Origin of the sequence: Paenibacillus ilasis, assembly GCF_043195395.1 — a bacterium.
GTDB lineage: Bacteria > Bacillota > Bacilli > Paenibacillales > Paenibacillaceae > Paenibacillus_AQ > Paenibacillus_AQ lautus.
Genome location: NZ_JBHDJG010000001.1, coordinates 2,558,989 through 2,582,597, shown reverse-complemented (window position 1 = coordinate 2,582,597; position 23,609 = coordinate 2,558,989). Strand labels below are relative to the sequence as shown.

The following is a 23,609-nucleotide window of genomic DNA, read 5'->3' as shown; positions in this document are numbered from 1 at the left end:
TTCTAATATCATTCGTTCAAAGCTTTCGTCTCAAATTTGTTCAGTCGCACGAAAAAGCCCCGGACACACTAGGTGTTCCGAGGCATTCAGCGGGGCTTACCCGAATCTATGGTTTTGTCGATGCATCAATGGATCGGTACTCGGTCGGCGTCAAGCCCGTATGCCGCTTAAACATTTTTGCGAAATAGAAATAGTCTTTGTACCCGGCCCGTTCAGCCACCTCGCGGACGGATAAGGGACTGTTGAGCAATAAGCCGCAAGCGTGCTCCATTCGGATATCGTTCAGAAATTTCGTAAAATTAACCCCGATTTCCCGCTTGAACAGCGAACTTAAGTAATTGGGATGGAGAAAGAACTGTCTGGAAATATCCTGTACCGTTAGAGGGTCTCGGAAATGCTCGCGAATGTACTGCTCGATAGAGCGAAGTGTATCGTCCCCCGATCGCGAATCTGCAATGTCCGGGATCTCGGGAGATGGTAAAATGGCTTCCGGCTGTTTGTCCCGCTTCAGGCGATTCTTTAAACTCTGCAGCACCTCGGTTATCTCATCGTTCTGAAACGGTTTAAGGATATATCCACCGGCCCCGTAATGCATAGCTTGCTTGGCATACTCAAACTCTGCGTATCCGCTGGCGACCACGCAACAGACCCCGGTCTCTTCCTCATACAGCTTGCGGATCAATTCGATCCCGTTCATGCCCGGCATCCGAATATCAATGAACGCAACATCCGGCCGATGGTGCTTCATTTGTCGATAGGCATCCAGCCCGTTGCAGGATTCCCCCACAATCTCATAACCGTGAGACGTCCAATCCAGCATACGTTTCAAGCTTTCCAAGATCCATGGTTCATCATCTGCAAGCCAAACTTTATACTGCATTCGTCATACCTCCACACGGAACCTTGATAACTACTCTAGTTCCATTCGACGGTTCGCTTTCGACCGATACGATGCCGTACGCCGGCCCATAGGCATATCGGATTCGGTTGTTTACGTTTAACATGCCGATAAATTTTATATCCGAGGTTAGATCCGGGCCAGACTTGTCCTCTATATGAGTGCGGATGTCATCCAGCTGGGCAGGCTCGATGCCAACACCGTCGTCTTGCACCCATATCAGCATACTGCCACCTTCGATCCGGCTTCCTACCGTTAGGCGGCAGCGCTCAAGGCTCGGTTCGATTCCATGGAACACCGCGTTCTCCACCAGCGGCTGCAGGATCATCTTGATGACCGACACCCGCAAGCTTCGCTCATCCACATCATAAACAACGTCAAACCGATCCTGGAATCGAATTTGTTGAATTCGGATATAGGCGTTGACAATCGCAAGCTCCTCCTCGAACCGAACATCATCCCCGCCTTTGATGCTGTAGCGGAAGATGAGTCCAAGAGAATCCGTCATTTCCCGTATCTCGGGAACATTCTTCACATATGCGATTCCTTTAATGGTTTCGAGCGTATTGTATAGAAAATGGGGATTAATTTGATTCTTTAAAAATTGCAGCTCCGCTTGCTTCCTAAGAAGCTTAAGTTCATAAATATATGTTTTTGAATCGACAAGTTTCGCAGCCAGATCGTCAATCTCATCGAGCAGTGTATTGAACTGCCTGGCCATGATGCTAATCTCCGCATACCCGTCAAGCGATACACGCTTGTTGGGATTATCTAATCCTTGCGATCGCAGGCCGCTGATTATTTTCATGAAGGCACGGATCGGGTTGAGGATGTTGCGGCTTATAGCGGTGTAGAAGGCATATAAGATTACAACGGACAACGCAAAGATGCCGAGAACAAGGACTAGCATATCCTTTAATCCGCTGAAGAGGTCAGCCGTTTCGAATACGCTGATAATGCTTCCGCCGATCGCCGGCACCGGCCTGGCATGCAGGATGAAATCTCCCTCTTCGTTCTGAAACTTAACGGGCTCACCCTCCTTGACTTGAAGCGCTTGAGCTACCTCCTCTGCCATCCCGCCAATCGGTTGGCCGATGCTGGAAGCATCGTTGCTGGTCACCACGATTCCGTTACGATCCAGTACATAAAATCTCCCGGCAAGATGGGTCGACATCGAGCCGAGCTGAGGTGCGATCGCATCGGCCTCCAGAACGATGACGGCATATCCGATTTTTTTCCCGATTGTCACAACGTTTTTCTTATCATACACAGGCGTTCCCACATACACCACATTTTTTGTCGGACTTGAGAGCTTAAAGCGGTAAAGTCCAGAATAATACGCGTTAGTCTGGTCGGGAATATCGGAAAAGGGGATATAATCCTTGCAATTTACGCAATTATAGAAGCCTCCCCCTACCGTGGAGAGGAGCACGATCCTGTCAATTCCCTGCTTCATGGACTGAAGATTAACAAGCAGTGCTTCAACCCCTCCCTGCAGTTCGAACTGAGCCAGGCGCTCGCGCTCCATTAAAAACCGCTGAATCGTCTCATTATAAGCGATATTAGGCAAAATGCGGTTAATGGAGTCGGCGTTATCCGCGATATTTTTCTGAATCGTTGATATCAGCTCCAGTGTATATTCGCTGTTCCGTTTATAAGTGATTCCCCGCATTTGGTCGTAGCTCCATAGAAAAGTTCCGAACAATAACAACAGCATGGCTGCACCGATTGTAAGCAGCTGAACGCGGATGGAATACTTCCGAAGTAAAGTGATCACGCGTGCTCCTTTCGTTTCATGGAAGATATTTCCCTGCAAGCGGAGGAGAACCCGCTTATTAGGATTACGGAACCTATCCCTTTTCAATTCAGTATTCTAGCACATGCTAATCCTTTACCATATATATCATAAGGTTTATCTTCCCCTGTGCTGAAAGCAACATCCGAAGGGAAAACGAGTTCCTGCTGATCAAATCGATCCACTAGCCTGCCCGTTAGTTGAACAAAAGCAGCTGATCACGTTTGGCCAGCTGCTTTAATGGTTTTATTAAGCTACCGTTACCGGTTAGCGTAATGATTTCTATTCCCAATGATTAATACCTCATGTTGCTACAACCAGGTCTTCTCGATTTCGGCAAGCGTTATTGTAGTCGAGCCCTCGTCCGAAGGGTGAATTCCATCCGGAATAAGCCGGTCGAATTCGGAGGGGTTCTCGTCTAACATTCTCCGCCAAACCGGGTAATGATCTATGAGCAAAAGTCCGCGCAAGCGAGCCGTAACTCTGTACACCTGATAATATTGCTCAATCAGAGGACGAATTTCTAGGTGTTCCCGAACCGGCGGATTCATGGTCATCAACAGAATTTCGCAATTCTTGTTGGCAGCACGTAATCGATCAATAAGAGCATTCAGGTTTTCACCGCATTTCGTAATGCTCGTCTGATAAGGCAAATAAGAGTCATTTATAGCGAATTCCAGAAAAACGGCGTCGGGAGCGAAAGCGATAACACGTTCCTCCAAATGTTCGAGTCCCCAGCCCGACCATTGTGCAGCTTTGGCACTGTTGGTCAACTTAACTTGCCCCGGAAACCGGCGATCCAGAATTTCCTTTAATCCGCTGACCCAAGCGCCGCCTTCGGTTAGGCTGGTTCCATAAACGACGATGTGCTGATGTTTGCCGTTTTCCAAATTGCTGATTGTTGCCGATAGGCTCATACCGCTCAGCTCATCCTTCCATTTCTGATTAGATAAATTTTTTTTTGCTTATTCTATTCGCCCTTGAGTCACGCAATCCTGCCCGTTAGAGTGAGTTCCTGTAAATACGAATCAGCTTCGCTTCCACTCGCATCTCATCTCCAAGCATCCATCTTGGAGCCTAGCAGTCAATCGCCCGTTCATCTTTAACATGAGACTATAGGCAATGGATAACCCCAAACCAGTTCTTCGGCTCGATCTTGACCGATCCGCTGTGTAGAAGCGATCAAACAGTTTGTCTATGTCTTGCTCACTTAAGTTGTCCGCTTGATTCTTGATGATAAGCAGAATATTCCCTTCATTCTCCTTCAAACCAATCGCTACAGTGCCTGTCGTATGACGGATCACATTACTGATTAAATTTTCGAATACACGTTTGACTGCAGACGGATCCACGTCGGCAATGAGCGGTTCCTCCGTTATTTGTAGGTCGGGTTCTATTTGGTTCTCAATAAATTGATCATAAAAACCGGTCAGCACCTCCCACAACAATGCATTCATTTGCACCGGTTCAAGCTTAAGGTGATACTCTGTAGATTGCACAAGAGACAACTCGAAAAACTCATGCAGTAAGGTATGTAATCGATCAGCAGTGGCTCTGATAATAGACATATACTCCTGTCGTTTCTCGTCCGTGACAGAACTGACTTCCAATAATTTGGTATATCCGATAATAGCCGTTAGCGGTGTTCTCAAATCATGGGACATATTAGCGATCGCTTGTCTCAATTCGCGATCACTGCGTATTCGATCCCTGTTCGACTGGACCGCCAGATCGATTAATTGATTGATATTTCCAGCGAGCTCTTCGATATCTTTGTCCAGTAAAGCAATATCGACCTTCTTCCCGCTCAAGCCTTGATGAAAACGTCCGACCTGGGCCGATAAACGTCTCATTTCTTTCTTGATCCATACAAGACGAAGGAGAAAAATGAACATAAGCAGAACTGCAGTGATCGTTACATAGATCATTTTTCTCCACCTCACGGCCTTTATTTAATCTCTTTCCTGTTAAACACCAAATTCCCGCACAACATCAGAACTAGAAGGGTGCTTATTCCAACCGACAAAGACTGGATGATATCAGCGTCGGACATCCTGATTCGGAAGGAATCAATAAGATGATGGAATATTGAATAATGATACAATGTTTCCAAGATCCCCGGCAGCGGTCTCAGAACTTCTGCTACGGAAATGAATAATGCGATTACGACGGAGATAATTATGGTTTTCCCGCTATCTTCCACAAGCAGCGCGATCAGCATCAACAAGGCAACGAGGGCCATCAAATGAATGAGGAACAAACCCAGTGCTCTTGCCAAGTAGCCCAATGACGACGGGTTTGTCATTTCGCCAAATCCAAACAATAGCTTTCCGCCCATGATTACAATTAACGGGCACACCACAGCCAGAATCACGGAACCGAGTGCCAATATGACGAGCTTAGCTAAAAAGATATGACTTCTGCGATTCCCGCTCATGACCATGTTCTTGACGACCCCTATCGTAAAGTCATTCGCAACAAAAAATCCGGCCAATGTGCACAAGAATAACATGAAGTAGAACGGGGTTGTAGCCAGCGCAAGGGATGAGAACTGCTCCAGTCCCGCATCCATGAACAAGTTATTCATCTTCCACCATCCGATGGTGATTAAATAGTGCATGAGGGCAAAAACAACGGTTACCGTGATGGTCAGTGTCCAGAATACTTTATTCTTGCTGAGTTTGAACAGCTCCGCACGTAATAAATTAATCATGAAGTTCTCCCCCGACCCGTTTGGTAAAATAACTTTCCAAGTCATCCCCGCCTGGCGCAAAATATTCGATGACCAGACCGCTGCTTGTCAAAGCCATTGATACCCTTCTGACATCGTGATCGAGGCTGTAAAGCTTGATCGTGCCATCCTGCAAAACTTCATAATCGGGTGTGCCCAGTTCCATTTCGAGAACCGTTGCTGCCTTGCTTGGATCATCGACCCGGATACGAAGATGCTGTCTGCACTTCTCATTTAAATCTTCATGGGTCAATTGCTCTAACAGTCTGCCTCTATGAATAATGCCGTACTTCGTTGCCATCTGATGAAGCTCGCTCAAGATATGGCTGGAAATCAGAATCGTTAGTCCCATCTCGCGATTCAGCCTCTTGACCAGCTCTCTAAGCTCCACGATGCCTCCTGGGTCAAGGCCATTTGTCGGTTCATCAAGTATAAGCAGCTCCGGGTCACCCAACAAAGCGATAGCCAACCCCAATCGCTGCTTCATGCCGAGTGAAAAGTTCTTTACCTTCTTCTTCCCCGTATCCTGCAGTCCGACGAGCGCAAGCGTCTTCGCTAAGCACGCCTTGCCAGGGATCCCCCGGAGCAATCGATGGACTTCCAGATTATCGTGGGCCGACATATCGGGATGTAATGCCGGGCTTTCAATGATCGCTCCTACGCGCTTTCGGGCTTCAATCAACCCCGCTTCATTGCTTTCCCCGAACAAGCTGACGGTTCCGCTCGTTGGCCGGGCCAGCGCGGTCACCATGCGCAGCAACGTACTTTTGCCTGCCCCGTTCTGCCCGATAAAACCGTATATATCACCTTTTTCGACAACCATGTTAACACGTTCAAGGGCGGTCTGTTCTTTGTATTTCTTTGTCAGGTCGATCGTTGTCAAAACAGATTCCTTCACTGGGAGATACCCCCTCTGATCCGATGATACATTCGTGTCCCGGTGATGGACACGGCACATAGGAAGATGACGAACAATAGAATCGCCAAGGCCGGCCACAGGCGGAATACATCCAGGATCGTCGTACTGTTATCCTGTAATTCCGGGACGATAAACAGTAACCAACCGATCCCCGCGATCGGAATGATTTGCGGGATTAACCGCAGATAATAGCGTAGAGCTGAATAGTGTCGGCGTCGATCGGACCACTTCTTGCCGCGCAGGATCCCCCTGATTCCCAAACCAGCATACAGCAACGTCAGTAATCCAACGGAGAAATCAATAATTGTCGGTATTGGTGTCTTCACTGTGGGCGCTTGTCCTTCGGTGAGTCGGATAATGCCGTCGCTTATCGCATACGCATGCTCGAAAGTGGTGGTGAAGCTATTAAGCATGACCGCTACTGCATAACCGCTCTCTGGTACGATGGTTTGTTGAGCCTGATAGCTGGATAAGGCTCCGCTATGCTGCACGCGTTTCGGCGCGATATCCGAAGCGCTGAGCGACCAGCCTAGTCCATAATGCTCGCTTCCGGGTTGCGGGGAATAGGAATCGTCCAGCAAGGATTCGGATAATAATCTTTCTCCGGATGCGCTTACGCCGTTACGGGTGTGCATCGCAAGCCATTCTCCCATATCCGCCGCTGTCGTTACGATTCCCCCCGAACCGGTGAACATTTGCTCCATTTCGGATATGGAAATTGCCGTTCCGAAGGCCGTAACATACCCGCGCGGCAGCCCGGGAACCGAATCGCCAGAGTTCACGGGCGAGAGGGAATCGTCCATGCCGAGCGGAGAGAACACCTTCGTGTCTAGATACGCAGCGAACTCCATGCCGCTTACGTTCTCCACCAGCCATGCCAGGATCCAATAGTTCGCATTGCTATAGGAGTACCGCTCACCAGGATCGGACTGGAGCTGCCACTGGTGCACACGCTTGACGCCTTTTTCCAAGGTATCCGCCTTGGACACGATGGTCGGGGTGGATATCCCGGAAGTATGGCTAAGCAGATGGCGGATGGTGACTTGCCCGAATCTTTGGTCGTTCATCTTCAGATCGGGCAAATGCTGGACGATCGGATCGTCCAGTCCGAAAGCTCCTTCATCTATGAGCTGCAGTACGGCAAAGGCGGTAAATGATTTGGAGACGGAACCGATTCTTAGTAAGGAATGCTCCGTCAGGGGTTTTCCTTCGGAATCATGCCCATAGCCTTGCGCATGGGCGATCCCGCCATCCTTGACGATAACAATCGACGCGCCTGGCAGCCCGTTTCGATTCAAATAACGTTCAACATAGTCGTCCACTGCGCCCTTGTCGAGAACAGACGCGGCATGGGTTGACGGAGGAAGATACAGAAACGGGGCCAAAAGCGCTATTGTTGCTATTATTGCGATTAAAATCTTTTTCATTGCACATTCTCCTATACGATATGATGTTCTTTCATTCTAAACATCAGATCCTAATAGGATATTAACCAACATCTTAAGAAATCATTAATTCATCCTCTCAACCGATATCCCATTCCCCAGATAGTCTCAATATACTCGGCCTCCGGGTTTGCCTGCGCTAGCTTCTTTCTTAAGTTGCTCATATGTACCGTAATTGTGTTGTCATCACCCAAATAGGCGTCCCCCCACACCGCTTCAAATAGATTCTGCTTTGTAAATACTTTCTTCGGATAAGACATGAGGAGTTCCAGCAATGTAAATTCCCTCGCAGTCAGCACCACATCGGAACCGTTAACCGTGACCGCCTTCGTATCGCTATCCAAATGAATGTCCTTGTACGTCAATTGACGGATCAGATCGGGTTCTGCTGCACGTCTATATCTGCCGAGATGGATGTCGATTCTGGCCGCTACCTCTTCCACATCAAATGGCTTAGTAATGTAATCGTCCGCTCCCATTCTTAGAACGGCGACTTTGGACTGCTGCTCGTTTTTGGCCGATATAATGATAACCGGCAGGCGGCGATCCGGTCCCAACTTCCGAAGGATTTCTTCCCCGGCAAGACCGGGAAGCATCAGATCGAGCAATACCATGCTCCACTCCCGATCATTGGCCAAATACAACAAAGCTTCTGTGCCGGAAAAAACCGGCTGCGGTACGTACCCGCTATTGGTTATGATCTCGCATAATAACTGATTAATTTCATTATCATCTTCGATAACCAATATTTTTATTGTTCCATTCATAGCATTCACTCCATTAATCGAGACTCTTTCCGATGGTTTCGAGATGTTCTCCTTGACCGTGCCGAATACGTATGATTTCCCTTAACCGTCTGCCTAACATCAAATCGATATTAGTATTCTATGATTATATAGTTCGATCACTTTACTTGAAATCCCCCCATATATCTTCTCTATTATGTAGGATAAACCATGCAGGACCTCAGAAACGAGAGACAAAGCGGCGTTGCCAAGGCGTCTCAACAGCACGCGGTGTGTAGTGCTGGCGAATATAGTCGATAGCTTTATGATTTGGTAAGCCATCAATCACAGCGAGACAGGCTAATGCAGTACCCGTTCGTCCAACCCCTCCCCCACAGGCGATTTCAACCCGTTCAACTTCAGAGCGAGTCCATGCTTCGCGAAGCGCGTCGGCGGCTGCAAGCTTGTTTTTTGGCAGCCAGAAATCCGGCCAAGGAATCCAGCGGCTTTCCCAGGTAACGGGCGCTGGTGGTCGCCCGAGCAGATAGAGTGCAAAAGTGGGTTGAAGCCCTTGGGGAAGAGGATGTCTTAGTGCTCGGCCGCGGACAAGTCGACCTGAAGGAAGGCGCAGCACGCCTGGCGATTCGGGGTTCCATGTATCATTCATAATGTCACGCTCCTAAGGTAAAATTTTAGAATCAGGATAACATCTTCTTTGCTTAAGGATTAATAAGTTACACGTTTAATCACAAATATACTTTCATCAAACAGTCCACTTGTAATTAGATGTGGCGGACGTTTGGAACGAATTTCTGGATCCGGATGTTGTTTTGAACCAAATGTAAACTCTACAGGCTGATTCCCTTTAACTTCTACAAAGACATCCAAACCTTGTTTTGGAATACCTGCTTGTTTGTAATAAAAAGTTTCCATTGATTTAGCTATGGTAAAGGATTCTTCACCAACTTTTATTTTTTGAACACGACCACCAGGTATGGACAGATACATGTTTTGCACATCGGTTCCACCTGTAAATCGAAAATGAATGATTTTATTTCCTTGTTTTGTCTCTGTCTTTACTAGCTTTATTTATGGCATTTGTAATATATTGGTTGTTAGTCATAATTGATCCCTTCTTAATGTTATTGGCTTGCTTTTTACATGCGATTTGCTATGAAGCAAACGATTAATTTTTTGAATGTAATACGCCTTCAGAAGGGAATTGGGTACAACTCAGTTCCATGGTTGTAAATATCATATTGAATAAGAAAAAAACAAACCAATGGTTCATCTTACATTTACCTTACTTTACGGTAAGGTAGGTTATTTAGAAAAAAGTACGCACTGTCGTCCCTTTGCCAATAAGGAAGGTCCTAATTAAAATTTTAAGGGTCAAGCGTGCGCCCACAGGCTGAAGCCCGGGCAACCGGCACGCCGCCGCTCCCTCATATCCGGACGGAGATCCGCGTAAAAAAAGACAGCCCTAATGGGCTGCCTTCATTCCCTCGCTATGAGACTCTTACTTTTAAATAACGCTTCTCGTTATGTCTAGCGAATCTGTTTAAACGAAACTACCGTTTGGGCTAGTAGCCGAAAAGAGTTTTGATCAAATTACAATACAGGATATATCCGACAAAGCTAATGTAGGTCGAAGACCTCCTAATCATGAGTAATATCTACGTTCGATTTGTCGCTCGTAGCATCCCATGTTCATGAACACTTAGCAGTTAGCTATATTTCTAAACGTATTATATTATTCTGCCCGTTAGTTTAATAAATGGGCGTCTACCGTCGTTGATGAAAAATGTATCGAGAATGTTATTCCGTTCTTGTCTTGTTCTTGACAATTAGTGAATATGAGGCAGAACCCCCTCCAGATAAGGGCAGTCAGCTCAATACAATTGCGGATTTGCTGAACAGGAAGCGATATTGACTACAGTCATCGTTCATCCTTCCCATTCGAATGGATCGTGATAGCTACTGCGAGGATGGATGGATCAGCATGGATTTGAGAGGCACCATCGAATCCTGCGGAACGTAATAATTGAATTTGTTTTCGCTGATCTGCCCAAGCAGCTGGCGGCGTATCGGATCGGCGTCCTTCAGCAGGCTCTCAGACGCCGAATGATAGTCGATTGGACGCATCCAGATCGGGCTGTAGCCGAGGAACAGCTGTCTTCTTGTGAATGCGGAACGATTCGGCGAACCAGCATGCCACAAGTTTTGGGCGAACACGAAGACGTCACCTGGTTTTCCGCACACTTGTACCTCCCCGTCAAGCTGCTGGCGCACATCCTTGTGATTCGGGTTGTACGGCTGCTTGTGACTACCCGGAATCACTTTCGTATTGCCGCGATCCGGCTCCGACATATCGCTCAAAATATAGCAAACCTTAATATAATAGGTTGCTGTCAAGCCGTTAATGACAGGAAACTGCGGATGCGGACCGTCTTGATGCCAATCGATAAAGCTGTGCGTGGCCGTTTGGGCTTCGCTTGGATTCGGTTGTCTGATCGTGAGGTGGGAGATGTGGAGCTGAATGTTGTGGCCAAGCAAATTAACGATTAATGGAAGAATGGCAGGCTGATCGATTAATGCAGCGATCTCGGCATGGCGTTCTACGCTGTTATAAATATTATGTGAAAGCGCTTCTGGTTCCATCAAGACAATTTCGTCGATCGCGGCATTCAGCCGACTCACCTGTTCCTGCGACAAAATATCTGGTATAACCAAATACCCCTGTTCATGAAATTGCTCCATTAATTTCGGTATTTCCAAATGGGCTGTCTTCATCCTTTATACCTCCTACTTGTATTTTATTTAATTATATTTGGCGAACCATCATGTTATAATGTAAGAAAAATCGATTTTCCTTGTATATAATTTCAATCTATGAAAAGGTGTTGTCATGCAATGGAGTTCAGCCGATTTCTGGATCCCGATCTGCAATACCATGTCTACGTGAAGGATACCCCTCAATTTCAGAAAACGCATGATACGTATGATCATTGGGCGTTGTTCATCGTCGAAGAAGGCGCTTTTAATTACAGAATGGGCAGCCAAAGCGGAAGGGCGGTCAAGGATGACATCGTGTTATGCCCGCCCGATCTAACCTTCTACCGGCAAACGGATGGTTTATCGTTCCATCTCATGGGGTTTCAATGGATCAATTCCCTAGAGGAGCCGCCGCGAGCGGCGGACTTTCCGACTTTCGGCAAACTTCGGCTATTGAACAACAAACGCTTCCAATCCACCCTCTCTCAATTTCGCGAAGCCCAATACTTGCATGCAGGGATTGGTCATACGTACAAGAAACATCTTCTCAGGGATCTGCTCTATTTGCTTCAGATCGAGCAATCCGAGCAGCATACGATGACCTTGTTCAGCGAGGATCCGACCCTTGGGCGAGCCCTGCATCTGCTTCAGCAGCAAGCAGAATTCGGCCTATCGTTGAAGTCGGTCGCTGTGGAGCTTGGTCTTACCCAGGTTCAACTGACAAGACTGTTTACACGCGAGTTCCGCATAACGCCAAGCGCCTACGCGACTAATCTTAGAATGGACAAGGTGAAGCAGCTCCTTGTTTACTCTTCGCTTACCCTTGCTCAAATCGCTGAGCACTGCGGATTTACCGACGAACATCATTTAAGCAAAAGCTTCAAAAAACTGTGCGGCGTCAATCCTTCGTCGTACCGAAAAACACATAGCGTATGATGAACAGGCCGACCTGCATCGAATGAGGTCGGCCTTTCGTTCCCGTTATTTAGCCCCCGTAACCGAGCGCCTTAAGCTGTTCCATGGCGCTGTCCACTAACGCTTTGTAGTTCATAGACGTTTCCAGCGTCTTGATAAAGTCATCGTATTCGGTCAATGGACGTTTATCGTAGATAAACTTCGCGATCTCCTCTTCCATGTACCGGTTCGCATCGGCTGGGTTATACCCTTCCGGATTGTCGACAAATCCGTTCAACGCTTCAATACGGGGTTGATTGTTCGCGAATTCGATTGCAGCCGATTGTGCGGCGAACTTCGCTTGCAAATACTCCATTTCCGGTCTGCCGGTGAATTGGTACAGCCAGGAATGGCCAACCTCGCCCGCTTTGTCCGTCATCTTCGGCTTGCCGTCCTCAAGTGTGAAATGCGTATCCTTCACCCCGAACTGCACGAGAAGCGAGCCTCCGTCCGGATTCGAAATATAGTTGAGCAGATCGAACACCCGCTGCAGTTTCTCAGGGTCTTTCTCAAGCGCTTTCGGAATGGCATATCTCCCAGGCGCCGCGCCGATATCCCATGAACCGTCGAATTGTCCTCCTGTACCCGAAGGAGCGGCGATTTGCAGCCATTCCGCATTCGGATTAACGGTTTTGATTTGTTCCACGAACTGCTCCTTCGTCATGTTCGGCCAATCAATATAGACGATGCCTGCCTGCCCTTTGATCGCCTTCTCTTGATGCTGCAATCCGCTATTGGCGAGCAGCTCCGGATCAACCGATCCGGATGCGATCATGTCCTTAATAAAGGCCAAAGCATCCTTCATTGCCGGTTCATGCAGCGCATTGACGACTTTGCCGTCCTTCTCGTAGAAGTTGCCTGGCATTCCGACGCCGAAGGCTCCGAAAACGGTCGAGAATGCGCTCAGCTTGCCGCCCGTTAGACCGAAGGTGTCCGGCTTGCCATTTCCATCCGGATCGTTCTTCGTGAACGCTTCCGCTACGGAAGCCAGCTGCTCCACGGTCGTCGGCACTTCCAGCTTCAGCTTGTCGAGCCAATCCTTCCGGATCCATAAGGTGTTGTAAGGGATTTGCGGAGATTTGGAGATGCTATATACTTTCCCGTCGACCATCCCCTTCTTGACGCTGTCCTCCCCTATGAACGCTACCGTTTGCTCCAGCTTATCCATATACGGCGTCAGATCGAGCAGCAGCCCTTGCTTGGAAAATTGAATTAGCTGCTGCCGGTCGACCATGAACAGGTCGGGAAAGTTCCCCGAGGACATCCGAACGTTTAGTTGATTGTTGTAATCGTCCGCTGCTGGATACACGGTCAGGTTCAGGTCGATATTCAGCGCCTTATCCAATTCCTGCTTAATCATGTCTTTATCGGGCGACGGAAGATTGTTCCCCGTCTCGATAATGTCGAGCTTAACCGGTTTGCCGCTAGGCTGCTCCGTCGTTTCCGCTCCGGGCTTGGCGGAAACGCCCGAATGGTTTCCCGGATTATCGCTGCTGTTCCCCCCCGAACAAGCCGTAAGCATGGCTCCCGCTAATGAAACGGCTACTAGCAAAGTCCCTAATTTCTTCATGAACTTAACCCCTCTCTGAATGGTTTCATCGGTTAACCTTTAATCGAACCAAGCAGCATCCCTTTTGTAAAATGCTTTTGAAGAAACGGATAGATCACGATGACCGGTAAGCTCGCAATCATGACGGATGCCATCTGCATCGTCTGCGTTGGCATCATATTTTCCGCGTTCTCGAGCGGCTGCTGGCTTTGCATCAGAATTTCCCGGACGACGACCTGCAGTGGATACAGCGTGCGGTCGGTCACATAAAAAATCGCTTGAAAAAACTCGTTCCAATGGCCGACCAGGTAAAACAAGCCAACCGTCAGCAAGACAGGTACGGAAAGCGGTGTAACGATTTGCAGCAGGATGCGGAACTCTTTGGCTCCATCCATTCGGGCCGACTCGAACAGCTCCTCCGGCAGCCCTTCAAAAAAGCTTTTCATAATAAGAACGTTAAAGCTCCAGATTGCATTGGGCAAAATCATCGCCCAGATAGAATCGAGCAGTCCCATCGACTTAACGACCAGATAGGTCGGAATAAGCCCTCCGCTGAACAACAAGGTGAACACGATCATGAGCAGAAAAAAGTTTCTTCCCGGCAAATTCCGGCGGCTGAGCGGGTACGCCATCAGTCCCGTCAAGACAAGATTGACCGCTGTTCCGATCACCGTAATGAGAACGGTTATTTGGAACGCCTTCGGAATATTGGACTCCGTCAGCAGCGTGCGGTAAGCGGAAAACGTAATTTCCTTCGGGAACAATATGAATCCGCCGTTACGCAGCACTTCTCCGAACGGAGTGATGGAAACGGATACGACATAAAGGATAGGAAGAATGGCGACAAGTCCGCATAGTCCGAGAATAACGTATATAATTGTGTTGAAAATTTTATCATCGAGGCCTCTTACCATATGCCCTCACCCCATTTCTTAGCCACACGGTTAGCACCTAGCACAAGGATGAGTCCGATGACCGATTTGAACAATCCGACTGCCGACGCCAAGCTGAAATTAAGCTGCTGCAGACCGGTTCGGTAAACCCATGTGTCGATGATGTCCGCAACCGGGTACACCTGAATATTGTACAGAATGTAAATTTGATCAAAGCCTGCGTCTAGCAGATGGCCAAGCTTCAGAACGAACAGCAGGACGATAATGCTTCTAATGCCAGGAAGCGTAATATGCCAGATCATTCGCATTCGGCTCGCACCATCCACCTTCGCCGCCTCGTAAAGCGTCGGATCGATGCCTGCCATCGCGGCTAAATAGATAATCGCACCCCAGCCGAGATTTTGCCATACCTCCGATCCGACCAGTATGCTGCGGAAATATTCCGTCGAGGTCAGAAACGGGATCGAGCTTCCCCCCGCTTCTACAATCCAGCGGTTGATGAGACCGCCGTTCTGGGAGAAGAGCGTCAAAAGAATGCCGAAAATAATGACCCAAGACAAGAAGTGCGGCATGTAGGTCAGCGTTTGTACGATCGACTTCAGCCAGCGAACGCGGCATTCGTTCAGCAGTACGGCCAGCATGATCGGTGGCAGCGTCCCCCATAACAGCTTGTAGAGGCTGATCAACAGCGTATTGGTCAGCAGCTGGCTGAAGTAAGGCGACTCGTAAAAGCTCTGAAAATGCTTATACCACGGATCAACCCACGAGCTGCCCGTTATGCCGTCCAGGATCGCAAAATCTTTGAAAGCGATAATGACTCCGTACATCGGGAAGTACCGAAATATGACAAAATAAATAATGCCGGGCAGCAGCATGACGTAAAAGGCTTTAAACCGCCAGGCTAACTTTAAAAACATGAGCAGCCTTGTCCGCGGAGATAACCGTATCCGAGGGGCTGGCGTTAGGCTATGATTGGCTTCCATCGTATCCCTCCCTAGTTTGAATGCGCTTCCAATTAAGGTAAGTATAAAGGTCCTGACGTCTCCTCGATATACACAAAAACGTAAAAAATGTAAGCATTTCCTTCATCATCATTAACATCGATCATGGATCCATCTGCATCAATATCAACGATAAATGAGTAAAGGCTGTCACGAATGGTCTGAAGAAACCACGTAACAGCCTTGGTATCGTTTATGGTTAACGCCAAATACCTAATCGTTCGTCGCTTTCCGTCAGGGCGGGCATATCGACGCGGACAACAGTTCCTGCCCCTTCCGCGCTGCCGATCCGCAAGCCGTACGTCTCTCCGTGATGGATCCGAATCCGCTCATGTACGTTCCGCAGCCCGATGCCCGTAAACCGGTACATGGAGCCCTGCCCACCGTCCTGATTTTCCAACAGCAGCCTCCTCCGCTTCTCCTGCCTGATGCCTATCCCGTTATCGCGCACATAGAGTCTCAGAATCCCCTTCCTCAGCCCGCCATTCACGACGATAAGCCCGCCGTGATTCGGCGTTAGTCCATGGAAGAGTGCATTTTCTACGAGCGGCTGCAGCGTCAGCTTAAGGATGCGATACTGCAGAAGGTCAGGATTGATGTCAATCCTAAACCGATATTGCTCCCCATAGCGCACCTGCTGAATATGCATGTACATTCGCAGCCCTTCCAGCTCCTCCTCAAGCGATACGTATTCCGATTGCTTGTCGAAGCTGAAGCTCAACAGCTTGACCAGCGATCGAATCGTATCGCGCAGCTCGTCGATCCGCTGCTGCTTTGCCAAGCTGCTTATGCAGGCAAGGGTATTATAGAGAAAATGGGGTGCAATCTGGCTTCGAAGCATCTTCAGCTCATATTCCTTCTTCTGCTCCTCCGCATTTTTCGTCTTTTGGAGCAGGCTCTGAATCCTCTCGAGCATGGCATTGTAGCTCTGCGTTAGCCTGCCGATTTCGTCCATTCTCGTAACAGGCAGCTTCGCCACAACCTCAAAGTTGTTAAGACGGTCCATCTTCTCGACAAATCGGCGAATCGGATGTGTGAACGATCGGCTGAGCAGATACGCACTGATCAGAAGCATAATGATCCATACGATACTCGCGGTCCGGTAGTTGTTGTTCAGCCTCTGAAGGTCCTGATAGAAATAATCCTCTTCGATGAACGCCGCAAGCGACCAGCCTAGACGGTTTTTGGTCGACTTCACGGCAACGAGCGGATTCAAGGAATCCCCTTCTATGCCGCTTACGCCGACTTTGAGCAAGGCGAGCTGCCCGCGAAAGCTCTCCTCCAGCTTCGGCGGATACGAGGCGGCTTGGAAGGGGAGCAGCTTATCGCGGGAATCCAGCCGATTAATGACGCTGCCTTCCTTCGTGAACAGTATATAAGATTGATAGATCATCGGCGCAATACGCTCCGTGAGCAAATCGAGATTAAGTTCGGCGACGACGACACCCTTCACCTTTTTGCCAGCATCCGCAATAGGCAGTACGTAAGCAAGCGTTCGCCCCGACATTGGCGAATCATAAGGTTCGCTCACGTTAATGGCCCCGTAGTTAATAAGCGCCAGCTCATAGAGCTGATTCAGATTTGGATTGCCGATGATGTCATAAACGACCTGTGAGCTTGCAAATACTTGGCCGTCAGCTCGAATCATGTACAACGTTCTGGCGATGGAGTTGTTAATTCCCGCAAACTTGCGAAGCGTCTCGACGGCTGCCACCTCATTTCCTTCCTCCAGCAAATCGGCGCGGGTCGAGAGTAGCAGCAGCATATTTTCCACATTGTCCAAACTTGCATCGATATATTGATTCGTCCGGCTGACGAGCAGCTCTGCATCGCGAATGACTTGATTCTGAAGCAGACTTTCAGCCTCGTTGAGGTTTCGCCATGCAAGCACTTGAACGAGCAGCAGCGTCACGATGAACAAATAAATAAACTGCTTGGTAGCGAGACCAAGGCTGGCATACCAATGAAACAGTTTCGTCATTATCCCCCTTCTTTCGCGCCCGTTCTCACGCTCCCGTGCTATCAGCCATTCCGTTTATAGTCCGTCGGCGATACCCCAGTCCAATTTCGAAACGTAACGGTAAAATAGCGGTAGCTCGGAATGCCGACCTCTTCCGCGACCTCATATACCTTCTTATTCGAATGCCTAAGAAGCTCAATCGCCTTCTCCATACGAAGACGGGTTATATACTGATTGACCGTACTCCCCGTTTCCTCGCGAAACAATTTGCTGATATAATGTGGGCTCAGCCCTACCTGCTCTGCGATAATGGGCAGCGAAATCGGCTCCTTGAGATGGTCTTTGATCCATTGCACCGCCAAACGAATCTCAAAGCGCGAACGCGACTTCCCTAGCTCGGCAGCTTCCATATCCTGAACCATATTGGCGATCATCTCAGCTAACGTTCCTGCGTCCATTAAAATCCCCATTCGGGCTGCGCTTAACTCAGCGCCCTCTTGCTGCCTGTGCCAATCAACCTGCCAATGGAGTATCCGTTCCTTCAGTTGACTTGGCTTCACTCGCTCTGCGATGCACCAATCCCTGAACTCGCCAAGCAAGCATTCCTTCAAGCTCGCAGGAGACAATGATGCTTTTCTAAGCAGCTCGTTTAATTCCTTCGTTTTCTTTTCCGTCAGATCCGTTAGAGGCAACGAATGCTGCGCGTACACAGCGCTTTCCTCGGGACATCGGTCGTAAAACAGCGCAACTTTCCACTCGTTCGAATAGGCGAGCGCCGATGCAATTTCTTCCTTCGATGTGAGCGGTTGGCTAAATAGGGCACATACTGTCGCGCAGCGCTCCTGCTTGGGCTCTTTCCGATTCAATAGCTCCGTCAAGTGTTGAACGAACGTGCGGAGTGACTCAAGAACAGCATGGGTAGGAGTTCTGCCTTCAAGCAGAACAAAATATTCCCGCTCCCGTACCATCAGCCAAGTCAGCCAGTTTGGATCCCTTTTTTCCTCCTCGGTCAGCCTCTGTTGAACCGTGTCTTTCACAGGCAAATAGCCTAATGGAGGAATGTCTAGCTGAAGTCGTACCAGTCGAATTGGACGATCTACGCTTAGCGTCATCGATTGCCAATCGGAGCCGGCTGGCTCTTGCCCGTGAAGCAGCTTGCCGAATAAGGCGGCTTGCAGCTGCCTCTGTTCCCTTCTCGCATGCTCCTGCACCATGCGCTCCTTGACGACCGCAGCTCTCGCTTTGTCCATCGCCTGCTTAAGCTCTTCTTCCTCCAATGACACCTTCAAAATATATTCAAGCGCTCCAAGACGGAGCGCTTCTTGTACGTAATGAAAATCGCTGTGACAGGTTAACAAAATGATCTGTACGTTCGGGTGCCGCTTCCGGAGCTCCCGAATGAGAGCAATACCGTCCATAACCGGCATCGTAATATCCGTTATCACGACATCTGGCGTGCGTTCAGCACATAGCTGCATCGCTTCCGAGCCGTTGCTCGCTTCCCCTATCCATTCGGCTCCGCACGCCTCCCATGGAAATACCCGAAGCTCTTGCCGCAGAGGAATTTCATCTTCGACGATCAATACGCCAAGCGGCTTTATGGCCATGATATCCTCTCCTTAATGCCCATAAAATGAAAGCGCTGTCAAATATTTTATTCCATTATAGAGCATAGACTCTTATTTCGGCAACCTCCGCGCGTGGTCCTCCATTCGTTTCGTCGATCCATAATCTAATCGTATGTGACATGATGGAACGGCTGAGCTTATGCACTTTTTTGCGCTTATGGTTGTGCTTTTCTTCAGCCAGCGTGACCCATTCCTCACCAATGAGCGCCTCTATCCGATAAGCTCGGACGAGCTCGGGAATCGCTTCGAAAGCGGTGCGATGATGGTGCAAATTTATTAAGTCTTCATTAACGTCGTCGTTAAAGGTGACGTGGACCTCGGCGATCGATTGCACTTCAGCCCACTCCAGCTGCAGCCATTCCGGATTGCCTGGAGACATCGGCTCGGACATCCATAAATGCGGACCGGCGAACGGCCGAATATACCCGTCCGTCACCGCTGCGGCAGCGTACGCTTCCGTATTTGGCGTAACCTGCAAACATAGCGGCTTACGGTTCCAACGGCGCATGCTCCACTGTACGACCGGTTGATCCGGCTGACGATCCTCTAAAAGAGTCGAGACGATCGGCTTTGGCCCTTTCTCAAAGCACAGCACGCCGGTCATCGGAGAATCCGATCCGTGAAGTTGAATCGCTTCGTTTGCTTTAATAATGAGGAATGCATTGCAGGGTGCATTGGGCTGCCAAACTAAGTCCAGCTTAGCCCACTGTCTGGTACCTTCGGCTACTGACACCGATGCTTCAGCCACCATCTGCTTTGGCACGTAATTTTCACCTTTTTCCGTATGCCACAGCTCCACTTCAAGAGTAGCAGCCTTTGCCGCATCGATCAGCAGCGCCACTGATTCAAGCGAGGGATTCACGGGAAACAGGATGCCCAGTTCTTTGTCCAACGGGTGTGTATAGGTTGAGTCCGTCAGCGACACTTTGGTCATGGTGCTGGATGCCGTAATGCGGGCCGATTTGGCGAGATCGTAAGGGTCGTCTGCCGCGATCCCGATAATCGACGCATCCTGCCTGAGCATCGTCTGCTGCAGGTCGTTCATATGGTCACGGTGCAACACACGCGGCGATATCCCTTTCTGCACGCACAGTGCGGCACCGCTTCCGGCTGCTTCGCCGATGACGGCACAGGTTGCCATTACCCTCGTCGTACCGAATGCGACGTGAGTTGCGCTGATATCGCGGCCTGCGAACATCAGATTAGTGACGTTGCTGGAGTACAGACACCGAAATGGAATATGATAGATGCCGTCCGAAAATAAATGCTTTGAACCGCTCTCTGTCGAATACATGCCTTGCGGCGGATGAAGATCTATCGACCAGCCTCCGAAGGCGATGCGATCGGTGAAGGGCACCTGCTCGATAATATCGTTTTGGTTCAACATATAATCTCCTGTGAATCGGCGATACTCCCGTTTGCCAGGGAGCGACCCGACCCATTCCAGCGTCATGCGATCGGCATCGAAATTGCCGGAGTTTTTGATATAATCCCATACCCCGTAAATGACCGACCAGAGCTCATCGCGTATTCGTTCATTATCATGCACCGTATCCAGCTCGCCGCCCCATTCGATCCACCAATAGTGGCAGCCTGAGTCGCCGCTGCGAATGACCCGCTTCATCGGGATCGCCGTTTGCGTAATGTCCTTCGCAAAGCTCGGCGGAATGTACTTGACCGGCCGATCGGCTTCCTTCGTATAGAACAGGAGCGTGCTGCCAAGCGTAATATCGTCCGCCGTCTCCGGTGCCCAGTCCTCGTTGTATTCCTCTGCGGCCTCGCGGCCGATCCGATATTTAGCGCCTGCCAGAAAACCCGCAAGGCCATCTCCTGTACAATCTATGTACATATCGCTTTCAAACCGGATTTTCCGCTCGGAGCCCATCATCCAGCCCGTGACCGACTTAATGATGCGCTCCTCCTCCGTGCCCTCCGCTTCGACCTCGTGCACATCCGTATTGAGAAACAAGGCAATGTTCGGCTCTGCTCGGACCGTCTCGAGTACGACGAGATCCCATAAATACGGATTTCCATCCGGGTTCCGGAATTGATTCTCGACGAACATTTCTCCCATGATGCCGGTTTCTCTCGCGTAACGCTGCGTACCATGCGCCGTAGCACCGCATACCCACACCCGTACCTCGCTGCTAGAATTGCCTCCGAGTACGGGTCTGTTGTTCACGAGCGACACGGTTTGGCCAAGACGTGCCGCTGCAACGGCAGCGCATACGCCAGCCAGGCCTCCGCCAATAACGGTAATGTCGGATTTTACTAATTCAAACTTCAATCGAATCCCCCCATGCCTAGAATTACTATCATCTTAATCGAGGGGGTCGTTATTTAACATGCACTGCGCTATCATATTGGCATATACTTTATTTCATTCTGGAGGCTGATTGCCGTGATGATGTTACATCGAAGCCCCATCCTATATCCTAGTCTAATGCATCATGTCTTTTGGAATCATAAGAAGCAATTTCAATACAGCGTGGACACCTACGGACATTGGGTTCTATTTGCGGTGGAGGGCGGCAGCTTCCGTTATGGGATCGGCGATAGCGAAGGTACGGCGCAGATGGGCGACGTCATCGTTTGTCCGCCGGGCATCGATTTTCATCGCGACGTTATCCATGCGCCGTCCTTTCATTTCATCGGATTTTCGTTAGGCTTTATATCGGGAGAGGCGGTTGAAGGGCAAGAGGCAGTGCAGGACGTCCACCATCGTTTAGCGGCTTCTGCCTACAAGCCCGCCGTCGCGCATAAGGAGAGGTTTGCCGATAATTTGAGATATTTCAAGAGGCAGGACGAAGCTGCCGCGGAGATCGATCAGCGGAGCTATTGGCAAAACCATGCGCTGAACGATATTTGGCTCTTTTGTTTGCAGTCGATAGCGGTCGGTGTGGTTGGCGATGACAAAAAACCTGCCGATCCTCTGATGGAACAAGCACGGCTCTATATCCAGCAGAACGCCTATAAGGACATGAGCTTACTGGTGCTTGCGGACGAGCTGGGCATCAGTCCCGTTCAGCTCACCCGCAGATTCAACCGAAGTGTGGGGATGACGCCTTCACGCTATTTAAGCCATATTAGGCTGGAGCAAGCAAAGTCCTTGCTCGTCGATACCCATCTGAATTTAGAGCAGATCGCATTAGCTTGCGGCTTCAACAATGGGTTCTACCTCAGCCGCGTGTTCACGAAGCTGATGAAAGTCAGTCCTTCCGCTTACCGGAAAACGAACCGGGTCTAATGCCTGCCACTTGACATCTGCAGCCGTCGATGAAGTCATATCGGTAATGTAACATTGTTCTTGTAACGGTACGACACGATTAAATACAAGACGATCACCGGTTCGGAAGAATGCGAGAACGCGGTATATGAAGCGCTGATGGCCGGTATCGCTTGATCGACACCGCCGCCGGTTATCTAAAACGAGGAAGCGGTCGGACGCGCGATCAAGCGCAGCGGCGTACCGCGTGAGGAGCTGTTCATCACAACCAAGCTTTGGGTTCAGGATGCCGGTTACGAGAGTGCCAAGCTGGCGTTTGCCACATCCTTGAAGAAGCTACAGCTCGACTATCTCGATCTATATCTAATTCACCAGCCGTTCGGCGATTACTACGGCGCTTGGCATGCGATGGAAGATCTGTACCGCGAGGGCAAGATCAAGCCGATCGGTGTCAGCAATTTCCTGCCCGATCGTCTGATGGACCTCATCGTGCATTACGAAATCTTGCCCGCGGTCAACCAGATCGAGAGCGTCGCTTTTATGAAAGAGCAGGGAGTGCGGCACCGGTCGTGGGCCCCGTTTGCTGAAGGACTTAACAACTTGTTCGGCAACGAAGTGCTGGCCACAATCGCAGAAAAACATAACAAGTCCGTAGCCCAGGTCGTGCTTCGCTGGCTTGTTCAGCGTGGAGTCGTTGCTATTCCAAAATCGGTGCGCAAAGAGCGGATCGTTGAAAACTTCAACCTTTTCGATTTTTGAGTTGAGCGCAGACGATATCGAACAAATTTCTAATCTCGATACGCGGAAAAGTCTTTTCTTATCATACCGCGATCCGAAGTAGCCAAGATGATGGGCAATTGGAGAGTAGATCTGTAAACCTAGATCGAACCGTAAACTTACTCTCATCTATTAAGAACGGACAGGGCGGGGTCCCCTTGTCCTTTTTCTGTACTTGATTGCAAATTTCAAGAATAGTGAACCTGTATCCTGATCTTAGGCTGCATTAAATCATATACCTATTAAAAAACACAGGAGTTCAGATTGAAAACTTTGCAGTAAAACTAAGTACACGATTTTTATGAACAAATTAGACCATGCGAAAAACTCATT

The 23,609-nt window shown here is 49.3% G+C and carries 19 protein-coding genes and 1 pseudogene; 3 read left to right on the top strand and 17 right to left on the bottom strand.

Going from position 1 to position 23,609, the window contains the following annotated elements; all coding sequences use genetic code 11:
- Positions 1–106: 106 nt before the first annotated feature.
- The 11 genes from ACETK5_RS11850 to ACETK5_RS11800 all read right to left on the bottom strand — a co-directional run bounded on the left by ACETK5_RS11850 (position 107) and on the right by ACETK5_RS11800 (position 11,306).
- Positions 107–880 carry a response regulator transcription factor gene (locus ACETK5_RS11850; RefSeq protein WP_100537233.1) on the bottom strand — a complete coding sequence of 258 codons (774 nt, stop codon included), beginning with the start codon at positions 878–880 and terminating at the stop codon, positions 107–109.
- Positions 870–2,675, bottom strand: coding sequence for a cache domain-containing sensor histidine kinase (locus ACETK5_RS11845; RefSeq protein WP_394055810.1), 1,806 nt, complete (start codon positions 2,673–2,675; stop codon positions 870–872). Before ACETK5_RS11845 ends, ACETK5_RS11850 begins: the two co-directional genes overlap by 11 nt.
- 329 nt (positions 2,676–3,004) lie before the next feature.
- Positions 3,005–3,610, bottom strand: a complete 606-nt coding sequence (locus ACETK5_RS11840; RefSeq protein ID WP_394055808.1) for an SGNH/GDSL hydrolase family protein — start codon at positions 3,608–3,610, stop codon at positions 3,005–3,007.
- A gap of 111 nt (positions 3,611–3,721) precedes the next feature.
- Positions 3,722–4,621: a sensor histidine kinase gene (locus ACETK5_RS11835; RefSeq protein ID WP_394055807.1), complete on the bottom strand. Its 900-nt coding sequence runs from the start codon at positions 4,619–4,621 to the stop codon at positions 3,722–3,724.
- A gap of 20 nt (positions 4,622–4,641) precedes the next feature.
- The gene (locus ACETK5_RS11830) at positions 4,642–5,406 is read right to left on the bottom strand and encodes an ABC transporter permease (protein ID WP_394055805.1); all 765 of its coding nucleotides are present in this window, start codon (positions 5,404–5,406) and stop codon (positions 4,642–4,644) included.
- Entirely contained in the window at positions 5,399–6,322 is a 924-nt protein-coding gene (locus ACETK5_RS11825; protein ID WP_394055803.1) for an ABC transporter ATP-binding protein, read from the bottom strand. Before ACETK5_RS11825 ends, ACETK5_RS11830 begins: the two co-directional genes overlap by 8 nt.
- The gene (locus tag ACETK5_RS11820) at positions 6,319–7,770 is read right to left on the bottom strand and encodes a serine hydrolase domain-containing protein (protein WP_394055801.1); all 1,452 of its coding nucleotides are present in this window, start codon (positions 7,768–7,770) and stop codon (positions 6,319–6,321) included. Before ACETK5_RS11820 ends, ACETK5_RS11825 begins: the two co-directional genes overlap by 4 nt.
- A gap of 89 nt (positions 7,771–7,859) precedes the next feature.
- Positions 7,860–8,555 carry a response regulator transcription factor gene (locus ACETK5_RS11815; protein WP_394055799.1) on the bottom strand — a complete coding sequence of 232 codons (696 nt, stop codon included), beginning with the start codon at positions 8,553–8,555 and terminating at the stop codon, positions 7,860–7,862.
- A 199-nt stretch (positions 8,556–8,754) separates the two neighbouring features.
- The gene (locus tag ACETK5_RS11810; RefSeq protein ID WP_394055797.1) at positions 8,755–9,180 is read right to left on the bottom strand and encodes a protein-tyrosine phosphatase family protein; all 426 of its coding nucleotides are present in this window, start codon (positions 9,178–9,180) and stop codon (positions 8,755–8,757) included.
- 59 nt (positions 9,181–9,239) lie between these two features.
- Entirely contained in the window at positions 9,240–9,530 is a 291-nt protein-coding gene (locus ACETK5_RS11805; RefSeq protein WP_394055795.1) for a hypothetical protein, read from the bottom strand.
- 960 nt (positions 9,531–10,490) lie between these two features.
- Positions 10,491–11,306: a phytanoyl-CoA dioxygenase family protein gene (locus ACETK5_RS11800; protein ID WP_326118764.1), complete on the bottom strand. Its 816-nt coding sequence runs from the start codon at positions 11,304–11,306 to the stop codon at positions 10,491–10,493.
- Positions 11,307–11,426: 120 nt separating this feature from the next.
- Here ACETK5_RS11800 and ACETK5_RS11795 point away from each other — a divergent pair, with 120 nt between their 5' ends.
- The gene (locus tag ACETK5_RS11795) at positions 11,427–12,224 is read left to right on the top strand and encodes an AraC family transcriptional regulator (protein ID WP_326113627.1); all 798 of its coding nucleotides are present in this window, start codon (positions 11,427–11,429) and stop codon (positions 12,222–12,224) included.
- Positions 12,225–12,273: 49 nt separating this feature from the next.
- On the opposite strand, the gene ACETK5_RS11790 is transcribed toward ACETK5_RS11795, so the two are convergent.
- The 6 genes from ACETK5_RS11790 to ACETK5_RS11765 form a co-directional block, all read right to left on the bottom strand.
- Positions 12,274–13,812 (bottom strand): extracellular solute-binding protein, encoded by a 1,539-nt coding sequence (locus ACETK5_RS11790; protein WP_394055792.1) that lies wholly within the window; start codon positions 13,810–13,812, stop codon positions 12,274–12,276.
- 32 nt (positions 13,813–13,844) lie between these two features.
- Positions 13,845–14,705 carry a carbohydrate ABC transporter permease gene (locus ACETK5_RS11785; RefSeq protein ID WP_394055790.1) on the bottom strand — a complete coding sequence of 287 codons (861 nt, stop codon included), beginning with the start codon at positions 14,703–14,705 and terminating at the stop codon, positions 13,845–13,847.
- A complete protein-coding gene (locus ACETK5_RS11780; protein WP_326113766.1) occupies positions 14,699–15,601 on the bottom strand; it encodes an ABC transporter permease in 903 nt (300 codons plus the stop codon). Before ACETK5_RS11780 ends, ACETK5_RS11785 begins: the two co-directional genes overlap by 7 nt.
- A 283-nt stretch (positions 15,602–15,884) precedes the next feature.
- Positions 15,885–17,666: a sensor histidine kinase gene (locus ACETK5_RS11775; protein WP_394055788.1), complete on the bottom strand. Its 1,782-nt coding sequence runs from the start codon at positions 17,664–17,666 to the stop codon at positions 15,885–15,887.
- A 41-nt stretch (positions 17,667–17,707) separates the two neighbouring features.
- The gene (locus ACETK5_RS11770) at positions 17,708–19,252 is read right to left on the bottom strand and encodes a response regulator (protein WP_394055786.1); all 1,545 of its coding nucleotides are present in this window, start codon (positions 19,250–19,252) and stop codon (positions 17,708–17,710) included.
- Between the two features lie 55 nt (positions 19,253–19,307).
- Complete coding sequence (locus ACETK5_RS11765) at positions 19,308–21,560, bottom strand: FAD-dependent oxidoreductase (protein WP_394055784.1); 2,253 nt, start codon at positions 21,558–21,560, stop codon at positions 19,308–19,310.
- 156 nt (positions 21,561–21,716) lie between these two features.
- Here ACETK5_RS11765 and ACETK5_RS11760 point away from each other — a divergent pair, with 156 nt between their 5' ends.
- Both ACETK5_RS11760 and ACETK5_RS11755 read left to right on the top strand, forming a co-directional pair.
- A complete protein-coding gene (locus tag ACETK5_RS11760; RefSeq protein ID WP_394055782.1) occupies positions 21,717–22,520 on the top strand; it encodes an AraC family transcriptional regulator in 804 nt (267 codons plus the stop codon).
- A 93-nt stretch (positions 22,521–22,613) separates the two neighbouring features.
- Positions 22,614–23,375: pseudogene (locus tag ACETK5_RS11755) on the top strand (aldo/keto reductase); the annotation flags it as partial.
- Between the last annotated feature and the right edge of the window lie 234 nt (positions 23,376–23,609).

Coding starts and splice junctions, on each gene's coding strand:
- ACETK5_RS11850 (WP_100537233.1), bottom strand. CDS start 880: ATGCAGTATAAAGTTTGGCTTGCAGATGATGAACCATGGATCTTGGAA.
- ACETK5_RS11840 (WP_394055808.1), bottom strand. CDS start 3,610: ATGAGCCTATCGGCAACAATCAGCAATTTGGAAAACGGCAAACATCAG.
- ACETK5_RS11835 (WP_394055807.1), bottom strand. CDS start 4,621: ATGATCTATGTAACGATCACTGCAGTTCTGCTTATGTTCATTTTTCTC.
- ACETK5_RS11830 (WP_394055805.1), bottom strand. CDS start 5,406: ATGATTAATTTATTACGTGCGGAGCTGTTCAAACTCAGCAAGAATAAA.
- ACETK5_RS11820 (WP_394055801.1), bottom strand. CDS start 7,770: ATGAAAAAGATTTTAATCGCAATAATAGCAACAATAGCGCTTTTGGCC.
- ACETK5_RS11815 (WP_394055799.1), bottom strand. CDS start 8,555: ATGAATGGAACAATAAAAATATTGGTTATCGAAGATGATAATGAAATT.
- ACETK5_RS11810 (WP_394055797.1), bottom strand. CDS start 9,180: ATGAATGATACATGGAACCCCGAATCGCCAGGCGTGCTGCGCCTTCCT.
- ACETK5_RS11800 (WP_326118764.1), bottom strand. CDS start 11,306: ATGAAGACAGCCCATTTGGAAATACCGAAATTAATGGAGCAATTTCAT.
- ACETK5_RS11795 (WP_326113627.1), top strand. CDS start 11,427: ATGGAGTTCAGCCGATTTCTGGATCCCGATCTGCAATACCATGTCTAC.
- ACETK5_RS11790 (WP_394055792.1), bottom strand. CDS start 13,812: ATGAAGAAATTAGGGACTTTGCTAGTAGCCGTTTCATTAGCGGGAGCC.
- ACETK5_RS11785 (WP_394055790.1), bottom strand. CDS start 14,705: ATGGTAAGAGGCCTCGATGATAAAATTTTCAACACAATTATATACGTT.
- ACETK5_RS11780 (WP_326113766.1), bottom strand. CDS start 15,601: ATGTTTTTAAAGTTAGCCTGGCGGTTTAAAGCCTTTTACGTCATGCTG.
- ACETK5_RS11775 (WP_394055788.1), bottom strand. CDS start 17,666: ATGACGAAACTGTTTCATTGGTATGCCAGCCTTGGTCTCGCTACCAAG.
- ACETK5_RS11770 (WP_394055786.1), bottom strand. CDS start 19,252: ATGGCCATAAAGCCGCTTGGCGTATTGATCGTCGAAGATGAAATTCCT.
- ACETK5_RS11760 (WP_394055782.1), top strand. CDS start 21,717: ATGCATCATGTCTTTTGGAATCATAAGAAGCAATTTCAATACAGCGTG.